The sequence below is a fragment of the Pedobacter paludisoli genome, assembly GCF_052344095.1.
Taxonomy (GTDB): Bacteria; Bacteroidota; Bacteroidia; order Sphingobacteriales; family Sphingobacteriaceae; genus Pedobacter.
This window is the reverse complement of the sequence record NZ_CP179926.1, coordinates 2111386-2125230: the sequence shown is the minus strand read 5'-3', so window position 1 is coordinate 2125230 and position 13845 is coordinate 2111386. Positions and strand designations below refer to the sequence as shown.

10 protein-coding genes are annotated in these 13845 nt (G+C 38.0%); 2 read left to right on the top strand and 8 right to left on the bottom strand.

Features of this window, described 5'->3' with window-relative positions:
- Nucleotides 1-42: 42 nt before the first annotated feature.
- Nucleotides 43-3450 (top strand): SNF2-related protein, encoded by a 3408-nt coding sequence (locus ACJVDK_RS08560; protein ID WP_443939860.1) that lies wholly within the window; start codon nucleotides 43-45, stop codon nucleotides 3448-3450.
- 35 nt (nucleotides 3451-3485) lie between these two features.
- Here ACJVDK_RS08560 and ACJVDK_RS08555 read toward each other — a convergent pair whose 3' ends face one another.
- Together ACJVDK_RS08555 and ACJVDK_RS08550 are read right to left on the bottom strand one after the other, a co-directional pair.
- The gene (locus ACJVDK_RS08555) at nucleotides 3486-4304 is read right to left on the bottom strand and encodes an SDR family oxidoreductase (protein WP_443939859.1); all 819 of its coding nucleotides are present in this window, start codon (nucleotides 4302-4304) and stop codon (nucleotides 3486-3488) included.
- Entirely contained in the window at nucleotides 4305-4895 is a 591-nt protein-coding gene (locus ACJVDK_RS08550; RefSeq protein WP_443939858.1) for a thymidine kinase, read from the bottom strand.
- Nucleotides 4896-5007: 112 nt separating this feature from the next.
- Here ACJVDK_RS08550 and ACJVDK_RS08545 point away from each other — a divergent pair, with 112 nt between their 5' ends.
- Nucleotides 5008-6156 (top strand): hypothetical protein, encoded by a 1149-nt coding sequence (locus tag ACJVDK_RS08545; RefSeq protein WP_443939857.1) that lies wholly within the window; start codon nucleotides 5008-5010, stop codon nucleotides 6154-6156.
- A 93-nt stretch (nucleotides 6157-6249) separates the two neighbouring features.
- Here ACJVDK_RS08545 and rodA read toward each other — a convergent pair whose 3' ends face one another.
- From rodA to purH, 6 genes are all read right to left on the bottom strand, one after another.
- Nucleotides 6250-7512, bottom strand: coding sequence for a rod shape-determining protein RodA (gene rodA / locus ACJVDK_RS08540; protein ID WP_443939856.1), 1263 nt, complete (start codon nucleotides 7510-7512; stop codon nucleotides 6250-6252).
- A 1-nt stretch (nucleotide 7513) separates the two neighbouring features.
- Entirely contained in the window at nucleotides 7514-9535 is a 2022-nt protein-coding gene (mrdA, locus tag ACJVDK_RS08535) for a penicillin-binding protein 2 (RefSeq protein ID WP_443939855.1), read from the bottom strand.
- Nucleotides 9535-10050, bottom strand: a complete 516-nt coding sequence (locus tag ACJVDK_RS08530; protein ID WP_443939854.1) for a rod shape-determining protein MreD — start codon at nucleotides 10048-10050, stop codon at nucleotides 9535-9537. The genes mrdA and ACJVDK_RS08530 overlap by 1 nt, the downstream gene beginning before the upstream one ends.
- Nucleotides 10043-10882 (bottom strand): rod shape-determining protein MreC, encoded by an 840-nt coding sequence (gene mreC, locus ACJVDK_RS08525; RefSeq protein ID WP_443939853.1) that lies wholly within the window; start codon nucleotides 10880-10882, stop codon nucleotides 10043-10045. Before mreC ends, ACJVDK_RS08530 begins: the two co-directional genes overlap by 8 nt.
- Nucleotides 10883-10949: 67 nt before the next feature.
- The gene (locus tag ACJVDK_RS08520) at nucleotides 10950-11981 is read right to left on the bottom strand and encodes a rod shape-determining protein (protein ID WP_443939852.1); all 1032 of its coding nucleotides are present in this window, start codon (nucleotides 11979-11981) and stop codon (nucleotides 10950-10952) included.
- A gap of 334 nt (nucleotides 11982-12315) precedes the next feature.
- Nucleotides 12316-13842, bottom strand: a complete 1527-nt coding sequence (gene purH, locus ACJVDK_RS08515; RefSeq protein WP_443939851.1) for a bifunctional phosphoribosylaminoimidazolecarboxamide formyltransferase/IMP cyclohydrolase — start codon at nucleotides 13840-13842, stop codon at nucleotides 12316-12318.
- Nucleotides 13843-13845: the final 3 nt, after the last annotated feature.

Below are 13845 nucleotides of genomic sequence, written 5' to 3'. Positions count from 1 at the left end.
ATTGAGAGAATCCTCGTTGGAGAATGAAGTGGAGATTAAAATATGGATACTACGATTGATAAGAATTTAGGTGATTGGACAGGGGAGGAGAATTCTTATGAGTATGTAATCGACCACTTTAACCTAAAGGATTTAAGTAAAATTGTTATTCTAAAACATCTAAGTGCGCATGTAAACACGGAGGAAAAGGGATTTTATGCCTTATTTCCCGAACAAATTGAACTCAATTTTGGGGCATTTAGTCACCTCAGCGATGAAACCTTTGCACCCATCGTGTTTCTTAGTCAGGATAGTGATTCCGTAAAATTAACCTGCCGTTGTGGTCTGCCAAAATTACGCATGTGTACACACCAGGCGCAAGTATTGTACAACCTCTTGCAACGTCCCGATTTGCTTATTTTTTTTGATGAAAACCTTCGTAAGCAGCGATTGGCAAGACTTGCACTCGACTATGGTTTGGAACAGGAGGAAGATTTAGATGCCGTATTTGAGTTGAAGTATGAGGAAGCACTGTCTATTCAACCCCGAATTCCTTTGCAGGTATTTAACGCCGATGCACGAAAGGAAATGGAAAAAGCTTTGCTTCCAAACAAAATAGCAAAATTACCTTTCGTAAACCAAAAAGACCAGGAGAATCGGTTCGTGGTTTTGGGTTTGCATCAATATTATAGCCATTTGGTTATCCATTTGTTTGAGGCAGAGGCTACCAAGAACGGGAAATTTAAGAACCCTTTTAAAGCATTAAAGCCCAACGATTTCATCTTTAAAACCTCAGAGACTGATGAATTGAAATTCTACAGCGGGTTAAGCACTTTTCAGCAGAACTATACCAACGATGAAATAGAATTGGAGATTGAAGCGTTAAAATCTATTGTTAAGAATCCACTTAAATTACCTTTTTTTCAGCACAATTCAGGAGCATCTGGAACCATACAAGCATCATCCATTGTACCGGTGCAAATCCATATTTTGGAAATCAATTTACGGTTATCGGTGAATCAAAAAGACGATTTTTATGAGATAACCGGGCGTTTATGCATAGAAGATAAATGGTACGAGTTGGATCAGTTGGTGCTGTGTTATCAGTACTTTATCCAGCTCAAGAATCAACTTTATTTAATTGCTCGTCAGGATTTTTTACGTGTCATAGGTTTTTTTAAAAAGCAAAATAATCGGTTAATTATCCATAAATCTAAATATGCAGAATTTCAGAAGGTTATTTTGGTGCCTTTAGAAGGAAGTATTCAGGTTGATTATTCTTATTTAAAGCCGGCTACGAAAGCGCAAATAGAGGAGAAGGGCTTTGATTTAGAAAATGAATTATTGGTTTATCTCAGTGAATCAGAAGATTATATTTTAATTACGCCTGTTATGCGTTACGGGAGCATGGAAATTCCCGTATTGTCAAAGAAACAAATTCGGGCACAAGATAAGTTGGGAAATGTTTTTACGCTTCAGCGCGATGAACAGGTTGAAACACAATTTATTTCCGACATTATGCGTGCGCATCCTTATTTCTATGAGCAGCTGAATGCCTTTTTTTATGAAAACAACCTCGATTCTTTTTATCTCCATCGAAAACGCTTTTTAGAGGAAGGTTGGTTTTTAGAAGCATTTGAAATTTGGCGTAAGAAAGACATCCATATTTTGGGATTTAATCAATTAAAAAACAATAAACATAATCCCTTTAAAGCGGAAATCTCGATTGAGGTTATTAGTGGGATTGATTGGTTTGAAACCAAGGTTGATGTAAAGTTTGGTAAGCAGGTGGTTCCGCTTAAGCATTTGCATAAATCTATCCGCAACAAGAGCAAATTTGTTACGCTTGACGATGGAACCCAAGGTATTTTGCCGGCTGAGTGGCTGGAAAAATTTACGGCCTATTTTGCTTCTGCGGAAGTAATCGACGATAAGCTATTGACACATAAAATTAATTTTGCCAAGGTAACGGAATTGTATGAAGATGCCTTGCTAGATGGCCTGGTAAAAAATGAGCTGCAAAACTTTAAACGCAAGTTTGAAGGAAATGGATACATGGAAGAAGTTGCCGTTCCAAAAGCCTTACATGCAGAACTACGGCATTACCAACGTGATGGATTAAACTGGCTTAATTTTCTAGATGATTTCAATTTTGGAGCCTGCTTGGCCGATGATATGGGTTTGGGCAAAACCTTGCAAGTATTGGCTTTTATCTTGTCGCAACGCGATAAAGTAAAACAAAACACCAACTTGGTCGTGGTGCCAGCATCGTTGGTGTTTAGCTGGAAAACTGAAATTGAGAAATTTGCTCCTTCCCTGGAGATGAAAATTATCCACGGTAGTGTTCGCTTAAAGAGCCTTGATAATTTAGATGCCTACGAACTGATTATCACTACCTACGGCACCTTGCTTTCAGATATTCAGTTTTTAAAGCAATATCGTTTCAATTATGTGATTTTAGATGAATCGCAAAACATAAAAAATCCAGATTCGCAACGATACAAGGCAGCCAGAATGTTGCAAGCCCGCAATCGAATAGTGCTAACTGGAACACCTGTAGAGAATAACACGTTCGATTTATACGGTCAATTATCGTTTGCCTGCCCCGGCTTATTTGGTACCAAACAGCAGTTTGCTGATTTGTATTCAACACCCATTGATCAATTTAAGGACCGCAAACGTGCAGAAGAATTGCAGCAAAAAATACGACCATTCATAATGCGTCGCACCAAGCAACAAGTAGCCACCGAATTGCCCGATAAAACAGAAATCATTGTGTATTGTGAGATGGGAGAAGAGCAGCGAGAAGTGTATGAGGCCAATAAAAAGGAAATCCAAGATTATCTTTTAAAGAAAACGGAAGACGAGTTGGTAAAAAGTACCATGCATGTTTTAAAGGGAATTACACGTTTACGCCAAATTTGTAATTCAGCTGCTTTGTTGGCCGATGCAAAATCTTTTGTACAGTCGTCTTCTAAAATAGCGACTTTATTGGAGCAGATTGAAAGTAAAGTGCCCAATCATAAAATATTGGTGTTTTCACAGTTTGTGGGCATGCTCGATTTAATTAAAAAGCAATTGGAGTTGCGTCAAATCAAGTATGCGTATTTAACGGGCCAAACGCGCAATAGGGAAGAAGTGGTTCAGTCTTTTCAACGTAATCCCGAAATTTCTGTTTTCTTAATCAGTTTGAAAGCTGGAGGAGTTGGCTTGAATTTAACAGAAGCAGATTATGTGTATATAGTCGATCCCTGGTGGAATCCAGCGGTAGAAAACCAAGCTATCGACCGTGTTTATCGCATTGGTCAGCAGAAAAATGTCATCGCCGTGCGGTTAATTACACCTGATACAATTGAAGATAAAATCATGAAATTACAAGCCAATAAGAAGCATTTGATTCAAAATTTGGTAAAAACGGATAATGGTTTCTTTAATTCATTAAGCAAGCAAGAACTGCTCGATTTACTTTAAGGTTGGATAGAAATTTTGTTTTTTCGATGCGATTTTTAAATCAATTTTCTCTGAAATTGGTAGTTTAAAAATTCAGATACATGTACGCTTTCAATTTGCTTCCAGTTTTTCATTTCAGCAATAAAATCGGGTTCGGCAAAGCCTGAAGCCAAAGCTGCTTTTGTGTAGAAGTCCTGCCGACTAGGGTGCTCTGGGTTACAAGCAGTATAAATGCGGTTAAAGGCATTTTTTTGAATTATTGCTACAGCAATTCCAACGGCATCTTCTTGATGAATCAAATTTACTGGAGCCAATCCATTGGGGATGGATGTCTTTCCTGCAAAAAATCTTCCGGGGTTGCGGTCAGGACCAATTAATCCCGCAAAGCGGATAATGGTGAAAGCCTGAGGTATTTCACTTCTTAAAACGTTTTCAGCTTGGAGTACCATTTGCCCGGATGCCGTATCGGGATGGCAAGCACTCTGTTCGTTCATTACCCGGTTTTCATCTCCATAAACGCCGGTTGTACTAATAAAAACGACTTGTTGAGCACGGTTTTTTGCCGCTTCGATAATTGATTTTATTTTGTTGGGATAATGGTTTAATTCTACAGAATTTCGTTTGGGTGGGATGCAAATAAACAGCACATCGCAGTCAAAAAAATCGTGCTCATAAAGGGCGTTTTCGCCAGAAAAATGGCAGACAAAACCTTCAATTTTGTCGGCATAAAGGGCTTCTAGTTTTTCCTGAGAAGTACAAGAACCTTTTACCTGGTAATTCAGTTCAATAAGTTTTTTTGCTAAGGCTTTTCCAAACCAACCACAGCCTAAAATAGAGATAATTTTAGCAGAATTTTTATGGTTTGAATCACTCATTTATAAACTGATTTCTTTACCGGCATGGTAACATGCTCGGCAACGCGGTTCGTAACTTTCTTTTTCGCCTAAGAGTACCGTTGCGTCATTTTCTGCGGTTCTATAACTGAATAAAGCCGGATTTCCACAGCATACACACACGGCATTTACTTTGGTAACATGCTCAGCAATAGCCATTAAAGCTGGCATCGGGCCAAAAGGTTTACCCGTAAAATCCATATCTAGACCGGCAATTATAACGCGTATTCCTCTAGAAGCTAGTGTATTACAGACGTTTGGTAGTTCGTGGTCGAAAAACTGGGCTTCGTCTATACCAACCACTTGTGTATTGCTTCCCAACAGCAAAATGGCCGATGAGTTTTCAACGGGCGTAGAGTTGATAGAGTTTAAATCGTGGGAAACAACTGCGGTATCGTGGTAGCGTGTATCGGTACGCGGTTTAAAAATTTCAACGTTTAATTTCGCTATTTGTGCTCTTTTTAGACGACGAATAAGTTCTTCCGTTTTACCTGAAAACATGGAGCCACAAATGACTTCAATGCTGCCTGAAAATTCTCCTCTTCTTCTAAAATTTTGTTCACTAAATAGCATGTTTGATTTAGGTTGATTGTATCAATGATAATCTGAACAAATATCAGAATTAAGTGTTATTTTTGAATAGATAGTTACCAACATAAATTCGCCAATAATTCGTTTATACTTTATGATGAAGCAACAAGATATTTTTAAAAAAATAGGCAGTATTCTATTAGAATTGAATGAACAGTATGAGTTCTTAGCCCAGGATCCTCAGCAATTTAATGATTTGGAATTGGAGTTGTTTCTGGCAAATGCCCATTTTTTATCTGATCACGTTCAAATTATAAAAAAATTAAATGAGCTGGAACAAACTAAAAGTTTACCTGAGGCTACACCAAAAATCGATGTAGTTGATGCAATCCCGCCGGTTGAACAGAATTATATAAAAGACGAAGAAAGCTTTGAACCTGAAGCTTTGACCGAAGTTACTGATGCTTATGAAGGGCCTGTTGTAGAGCCCAAAGCTGTAGAAATAAACCATAATCAAGTAGAAAAAGAGACTGTTGAAAATGATTTTTTTAAGCCCGATAATGAGGAAAAAACATTTGAATTTGTTTTAGGAAATCATAGTATTGATGATGGATTTGATTTTGAAGCAAAGCCAGTTGAAGATATTTTTGATCGCCCTCTCACAAAGGCTGAAGAAGAAGTATTAGCGAAAAAGAAACAACTTCAAAAGCCTGTAGAAGACGATTTTATAGCAAATGAGGAAGAAGAAATTGCTGAAGAGTTGTTGTTGGATGAGGAAGATGAAATTGGACCAGAACCTTTCTTGATTTCAACAGAGGAAACTGAAGAAGCCTTAACGGAGGAACCTCAAAAGCAAGGAACTACAACATTTGTTTCTTCTGAATATGTAGAAGTGCCTGTTGAGCCGATAGAAGAATCTAAAGTTGCCGAGGAAGTGATTGCGGATAAACCAATTTTTACACCAGAGGCCATTCCTGTAAAACCGAATGCAGCATTTGCAGAGAAACCTAGTTTAAATGATTTATTGGCAAAAACAAATGGTGCAGCACAAGAACCAATAAAAAATCCAATCAGTGATTTAAAGCAGGCTATCAATTTAAATGAGAAACTGTTATTCATTAAGGATTTATTTAACGGTTATAATTTGGCGTATTCAGAGGTTATTGATTTGGTAAATCGGATGAAAAGCTTTGAAGAAGCTGATAGTTTTTTACAAAAGAATTATGCCGTTAAAAATAATTGGTCAAGCAAGCAAGCTACCGTCGATCAGTTTTATGAGTTGTTAAATCGTCGTTTTTCTTAAGTTTTATTCGATTTCTTTGCAAGGAATAAAGCAATCTCGATAGCGTAAATCCCACATTGCTGCACCTGAGGAAGAAAATGCTGTGGAAAGGGCTTAAATGTATCCCATTCGGTTAGAATCTAACTTTAAGAAGATAAAAATCAGAATGGTAAAACTCCATAGCGATGAGCCTCCGTAGCTAATTAGCGGCAAAGGGATTCCAATTACAGGAATAATACCAATGGTCATTCCGATATTGATAAAAAAGTGAAAGAATAAAATACAAGCTACGGAATAACCAAAAACACGTGAGAAGGTTGATCGTTGCCGCTCGGCCAAATTAATCAATCGGATTAACAGAAAAATATACAAGCCAATTACGACTGAACAGCCTAAAAAGCCCCATTCTTCACCAATGGTAGAGAAAATAAAATCGGTACTTTGCTCTGGTACATAACCGTATTTGGTTTGTGTTCCTTCCAGATAACCACGACCTAAACCGCGGCCAGAACCGATAGCTATTTGCGATTGATTTACATTGTAGCTAGCACCTTTCGGATCCGTTTTTAGTCCCAATAAGATTTCAATACGTGTTCGTTGGTGTGGTTTTAAAACCTTATCGTACGCAAGTTTAACGGCAAAAAGATACCCAATTGCAATTAAGGTAACCAATATAGAAGTAAGTACAATGCGTTGTTTTTTGCGATTAAAATAGGCAAATGATCCACCTACAATCACTAAAATACTGATAAGCAAAGTTGTTGGTACTAAGAAATCGGCCACAAAAAGGATAATCATCCCGAGAAAAATCAAAAGGAAATAACCCGATAATCCTTCTCGATACAAGGGAAACATAAAGGCTAGAAAAACCAACGCTGAGCCCGTATCAGGTTGGAGCATAATCAACAAAAGCGGTAATCCAACAATTAGACCTGCAATTAAAATAGATCGAATGTCTTGAAATTTAGGGTTAAAATTACTGATGTATCGGGCAAGTAGGAGTGCGGTTCCAAATTTAGCAAATTCGGAAGGTTGCAAACGAAAGGAGCCAATTGGGATCCAGGCCTGATTTCCACCAACATTGCGGCCAACCACCAATACAACCACTAACAGAAAGAGCGTAGCGCCGTAAATAAAGGGCGAAAACACATTGAATAAGCGTCCATCAAAGAGCAAGATGGATAAACCTAAAAATAAACCGCTAACGATATAAATCAGCTGTTTTCCGTAGTTGCTGGCAAAATCAAATGTTCCTGCTTTGTCGGGGTTGTAAACCGAAGCATAAATGTTAATAAAGCCAATGGCACAAAGCGCAATATAGATCAGAACAGTGATCCAGTCTACATTAAAAAAGAAGCGATTTCTTTGTTGCTGCATATTACTGAGTACTTATTGGTTTAGGTGTTTGTGCAGTTTTAGGCTTTATAAATAGGTTACGTTTGGCTGCAGAAACAGTTTTATTTGGAACAGGTAATGTATTTTGAGCATTAAATTTTACTTTTTTAAGCGAATCTGCTTTTTTTACTGCGTTGCTATCCACTTTAGCCGGTTTTATTTTCTTACTTCGATCAATAATGGCAGGCAATAGGTTTTGGTTTTTCATCCATTCGGCCTGTGCTTTTCGCCCGCCGGCAATTTCATTTGTAAGGTATTTTTCAACCATGTAGCTGGCAATTGGAGCCGCGTAGGCACTTCCAAATCCGCCATTTTCTACAATTACTGCAATGGCAATTTTGGGGTTTTCGCGAGGAGCAAAGCCAATGAAAACCGAGTGATTTTTTCCATGCGGATTTTGTACAGTTCCCGTTTTACCACACATTGTAATATTGGGGATTTGCGATTCTTTTGCCGTTCCATACCAAGCACTAACGGCTTCATACATTCCTTGAATTACGGGCTCAAAATAGCGTTCGTCAACGCCTACATAATTTCGTTTTACATATTCCTTTTTAACCAATCGTTTATCGCCAACAGCTTTTATTATATGCGGTTTTAGATAATATCCACGATTGGCAATGGCTGCCATCACATTCGCCATTTGTAGGGGAGTCGCCAAAATCTCTCCTTGACCAATTGCTTGTGAAATAACGGTGGTATATCCCCAGCGGTTTTTATAGAGTTTGTCGTAATAATCGTTCGTATAAAATTTACCAGCCCTTTCAAAAGGAAGATCGATGTCTAACTTTTGACCAAAGCCCCATTTAGCGATTTGCTCGTGCCAGTTGGCATAGCTAGCACGTTGATTTTTCATCCCTTTTTGGGTAATAATCTGTTGAAAAACATTACAAAAATAGGTGTTACAACTTCTTGCAATGCCTCGTTGTAAATTAATGGTACCATCTACGTGCTCACATTTAACGGTATGTCCCCCCGCTTTGAAATAGCCCGGACAAGTAAAAAGAGTATTCGGATTAATGGCTCCTGCTTGCAAGGCAACTAGCGCATCAACAGGTTTAAATGAGGAACCCGGAGGATAATATCCTTGAATAGGACGAACCAAAGATGGACGGTAGGGGTTTCCAACAATAAACTCCATGTAGTTGTTACCAAAACCTTTACCTACTAAAATATTGGGGTCGTAACCAGGGCTACTCACAAGCGATAAAATTTCGCCGCTAGCAGGTTCAATGGCAACAATTGCACCCACTTTATTTTTCATTAATTCTTCGCCCAACTTTTGGATGCGAATATCAATTCCAGAAATTAAGCGGTCGCCTGTTACCGCATTTACATCGTATTTACCATCGGCATAGCTTCCTTGAGGGGTGTTGTGTACGTCGTATAGCATGTTTACAACACCTTTTTCACCTCTTAGCGCCTTCTCATACGAACGTTCGAGACCACTTTTTCCAGTGTAATCACCGGGGCGGTAATAACCCTCGGAATTCGCAATATCGGCCGAATCTACTTCTTTAACATAGCCAAAAAGCTGACCACCCACACTATCCGGATAATGACGAACTGTTCTATCCTGCGTAGAAAAACCCGGAAAACGGTACATAATTTCTTGTAAGCGAGCGTAGCTTTCTACCGAAATTTGTTTTACAAATGCAGTAGATTGGTAATTGGAACGAGCTTTTGCTTTTTTTAAGTTTTTCCGAATATCTTGCATGCTTAGTTCAAGTGCATTGGCGAGCGAAAGGGTATCAAAAGCCTTCACCTCATTCGGGATTACCATTAGGTCATATACAGGTTCATTCTGCACAATCACCTTCATGTTGCGATCTAAGATGGCTCCGCGTGCAGGATATTTATATTTTCGTTTTAAAACATTACTCTCGGCAGCAAGAAAAGCTTTATCGCTAATAAGCTGAATGTAAAATAATTTCCCTAACAAAATCAGGGCAACTACAATAAATAATCCTTGAATGATGTATTTTCGATTAAATAATTGATCCATTAGCGGCTGGTCCTTCTAAAGAATATAAACTCTACTAATAAAATTAAAAGCAGTGTAAATATACAACTTAAGCCACATCTTATCAGGGTGTAGCCTATTTCAGAAAATTTAAACGCCTCTAATAAGAACAAAACGAGATGATGTGCTAACGTGCATAGAAATGCGTATAAAATAAACCATCTAAAACTCATATAGGTTAAAGAAGGCTCGGGGTCGTCAATAGAATCGCGGTTTAAACTAATGGAAATAAAACTGATACGTACAAACGCTAATGCGGTACAAGCGGTTGCATGAACGCCCATGGTATCATAAAAAGCATCCAAGGTTAAGCCCGTTCCGAAAGCCAACATGTAAAGTAAAATGTTGGGGGTTTCAAATGGGAGTAACAGAATGAATAAGATGTAGATAAATGGAGTAGAAAGATCGTAAAACCCCATGTTTTTAAGCAGGAAAATCTGCACAAACAAGAGTAAAAACCACCTGATACTATTTATGATTAATAATCTGCTATTCATTTGGTTTAACTAAACTTTCTAAAACTTTCTGTTCTTCTGCATTTTTATCCTTAATTACATATACGTATTGCAAGGTAGAAAAATCGGTAAATAAACTTAGTTCGGCCGATAAAAAGTTATCGTTGGTAGTTACATTTGGTTTGCTAATTCTTCCTACCACAATATCCGAAGGAAAAGAACCGTATCCCGAGGTGACCACGGTATCTCCAATAGCCATTTTAATATGGTTAGGCACTTCTTTTATAAAACCCTTCCGGATATCGAAATTTCCATCACCCCATACTAAGGAGCCTAATGCGTTGTTTTTCTTGAGTTTAACACTAATGCGCGTATCTTTGTGGAGCAACGATTGAATGGTGGCCAAATGATCTGAAACATCACGTATAAAACCAACCACACCGCGCTGAGGCGCAATCACGGCCATACCAGTTTTAATGCCATCTAACGCACCTTTATTAATCGTTAAGACGTTGTTTCGTAAGGTTATAGAGTTCTTTACTACTTTCGCAGCCAAATACGTAAACTGTTGCTTTGTTAAGGTATCGTTCACACGAACATCCTTCGCTGAATCGATATGGGTTAAGCTAAAAAGTTGCGTTTTAAGTTTAGCATTTTCAGCTGCAAGGCTGTCATTTACTATTCCTAAATTTAAATATCTTTTAAAAACATTTAAGCGCTCATAAGCAGTTCCAACAATTTCGTTGGTAGAGTTTAAGGTAACACTACGTTGGTAAGCATTGTTTTTTACCGTTAAAGCAATGCCAATGGTAAAAAAAATAACAAACAAAAATAATGCGTTGTATCTACTTATGAAAATCCAAAGGTTACGCATATTTACGGTATGGAATAAGAAGTTAATTGATGCAAAGCGGCTTTTTAGCTACTTTGCATTAATTATTTTAGTAGTTTATTTGCATTAAGAATTTGTAATTGCCAATATTTTTAAGGGCAATGCCTGTACCACGAACTACCGCACGTAAAGGATCTTCTGCAACGTGCACTGGTAATTTAGTCTTTGCTGCCACACGTTTATCCAAGCCTCTTAAAAGCGCACCACCACCTGTTAAATAAATACCTGTTTGGTAAATATCAGCCGAAAGTTCAGGAGGAGTAATCTCTAATGCTTTCAAAATAGCCTCTTCAATTTTCGAAATCGATTTGTCTAAACAATGTGCAATTTCGGTATAAGAAACAGTAATTTGTTTTGGAACACCTGTCATCAAATCTCTACCTTGAACAGCGAAATCGGCAGGAGCATCCTGTAATTCAGGTAAAGCAGCACCCACTTCAATTTTAATTTTTTCGGCAGTTCTATCGCCAATCATAATGTTGTGCTGGCGGCGAATGTAGTTTACAATATCCGAGTCAAAGTTATCACCCGCAACACGAATAGATTGGTCGCAAACGATACCTGATAATGCAATAACGGCAATTTCAGTTGTACCACCACCAATATCAATAATCATGTTACCCATCGGTTCTTCAACATCAATCCCAATACCTACAGCAGCAGCCATTGGTTCATGAATTAAATAAACCTCTTTCGCTCCGGCAATTTCTGCCGAGGTTTGTACGGCACGTTTCTCCACTTCAGTAATACCCGAAGGGATACAAATTACCATACGCAAAGATGGGAACATCCATCCTTTACCACCATTCAACATGCGAATCATGCCTTTAATCATGGCTTCAGCGGCTGTAAAATCGGCTATTACTCCATCTTTTAATGGGCGAACAGTCTTGATGTTGTCGTGGGTTTTACCCTCCATTTGCATGGCCTGTTTACCAATCGCAATAACTTTGTTCGTTGTGCGGTCAAAAGCAACAATCGATGGTTCATCCACCACCACTTTGTCGTTATGTATAATTAGGGTATTCGCAGTTCCCAAATCGATGGCAACTTCTTGCGTAAACCAATTAAATAATCCCATGTATCAGGTATTTTATCTTTATTTTATTAAATCTATACTATTCTTAATGTAAAAATAGCTTTTTTATTGTCTTAACATTTAAAATCCTGCTTATTAATTGTGTTTCAGTACATTAAAATAAGCAGAAAATCAGTTGCAGTAGTTCTTCGCTTTCCTCAGCCCCGCTATCCATTTCAATCCCCTACAAAAAAGGGTATTTTCATTACTATCGGGTTTAGTTAACTCGGGTTATTGCTACTCGTAAAGTATCTTTCTCAATTACCCTTGTAAGGAAAACATTTGTTGCTAAAAAATAGCACTAAATATACTAAAGCAAATGCAAACTTTTTCCTTTTTAGTGTTTAAAGTGACGAACACCAGTTGTAACCATTGCAATGCCTTTTTCATTTGCTTTTGCAACAGAATCAGCATCCTTAATAGAACCACCAGGTTGCAACACGGCTGTAATACCAGCTTCGGCTGCAATTTCTACGCAATCAGGGAAAGGGAAGAAAGCATCCGATGCCATTGCCGACCCCACCACGCTAAATCCAAACGAAGCTGCTTTTTCAATTGCTTGTCTTAAGGCATCAACACGTGAGGTTTGACCAACACCACTTGCAATTAACACATCGTCTTTTACCAAAACAATGGTATTTGATTTCGTATGTTTTACAATTTTGTTTGCAAAATATAAATCTTTTAACTCTTGAGTGGTTGGCGCTTTTTCTGTAACGGTAGTCATTTGCTCCGGTCCCTCAATAATTAAATCTTTATCTTGTTCAATTACACCATTTAACAAAGTTTTGAACTGTTTTTTACTTAGTTCAACATCGTTGCGTTGTAAAATAACACGGTTTTTCTTTTTGCTAAACAATTCTATCGCCTCTGCTTGATACGAAGGGGCAATTAAAACTTCGAAAAATAAGTTGTTAATTTCTTCGGCAGTTGCCAAATCAACTTCTCTATTAGTAATTAATACACCACCAAAGGCCGAAACCGGGTCGCAAGCCAATGCATCCAACCATGCCTGTTTTACGGTTGAACGAGAAGCTACGCCGCAGGCGTTGGTGTGTTTTAAAATGGCGAAAGTAGGGTCTGTAAATTCATCAATTAAACTAACAGCCGCATCCACATCTACCAAATTATTGTACGATAATTCTTTACCGTTGTGTTTCGTAAACATGGCGTCTAAGTCGCCATAAAATACACCGCTTTGGTGTGGGTTTTCACCATAACGTAATGTTTTGGCTTCCACAATACTTTGTTTGAAAACCTCTAAAGGCTCTTCTTCGTTAAAGTAATTAAAAATTGCTGTGTCGTAGTGAGAAGAAGTATGGAATGCTTTTTTTGCAAAAGCTTTACGTTGAGCCAAGGTTGTTTCGCCATTTTGTTCTTCTAATTGCGCTTGTAGAGTAGGATAGTCGTTTTTTGAAGCAATAATAACGACATCGTTGAAGTTTTTAGCTGCTGCACGAATCAATGAAATACCACCAATGTCGATTTTCTCGATGATTTCTTCCGGTGTTCCACCACCTTTAACGGTTTCTTCAAATGGATATAAATCAACAATTACTAAATCAATTTCTGGGATTTCGTATTCAGCAATTTGTTCTTGATCACCTTTTAATGCTCTGCGGTTTAAAATTCCACCAAAAACTTTTGGGTGTAACGTTTTAACACGACCACCTAAAATAGAAGGGTAGCCAGTTAAATCTTCTACTGCCGTAACAGGCAGATTTAAATCTTTAATAAATTGTTCAGTTCCTCCGGTCGAAATTAATTGCACACCCTGAGCGGCAAGTAATTTTACCAATGGAGCTAAACCATCTTTATAATATACTGAAATTAAAGCGTTTTTGATTTTTATTGACTGACTCATTTT

Bases quoted from the DNA above. Each gene is read 5' to 3' on its own strand.
- ACJVDK_RS08560 (WP_443939860.1), top strand. From the start codon at position 43: ATGGATACTACGATTGATAAGAATTTAGGTGATTGGACAGGGGAGGAG.
- ACJVDK_RS08555 (WP_443939859.1), bottom strand. From the start codon at position 4,304: ATGAGTGATTCAAACCATAAAAATTCTGCTAAAATTATCTCTATTTTA.
- ACJVDK_RS08550 (WP_443939858.1), bottom strand. From the start codon at position 4,895: ATGCTATTTAGTGAACAAAATTTTAGAAGAAGAGGAGAATTTTCAGGC.
- ACJVDK_RS08545 (WP_443939857.1), top strand. From the start codon at position 5,008: ATGATGAAGCAACAAGATATTTTTAAAAAAATAGGCAGTATTCTATTA.
- rodA (WP_443939856.1), bottom strand. From the start codon at position 7,512: ATGCAGCAACAAAGAAATCGCTTCTTTTTTAATGTAGACTGGATCACT.
- mrdA (WP_443939855.1), bottom strand. From the start codon at position 9,535: ATGGATCAATTATTTAATCGAAAATACATCATTCAAGGATTATTTATT.
- ACJVDK_RS08530 (WP_443939854.1), bottom strand. From the start codon at position 10,050: ATGAATAGCAGATTATTAATCATAAATAGTATCAGGTGGTTTTTACTC.
- mreC (WP_443939853.1), bottom strand. From the start codon at position 10,882: ATGCGTAACCTTTGGATTTTCATAAGTAGATACAACGCATTATTTTTG.
- ACJVDK_RS08520 (WP_443939852.1), bottom strand. From the start codon at position 11,981: ATGGGATTATTTAATTGGTTTACGCAAGAAGTTGCCATCGATTTGGGA.
- purH (WP_443939851.1), bottom strand. From the start codon at position 13,842: ATGAGTCAGTCAATAAAAATCAAAAACGCTTTAATTTCAGTATATTAT.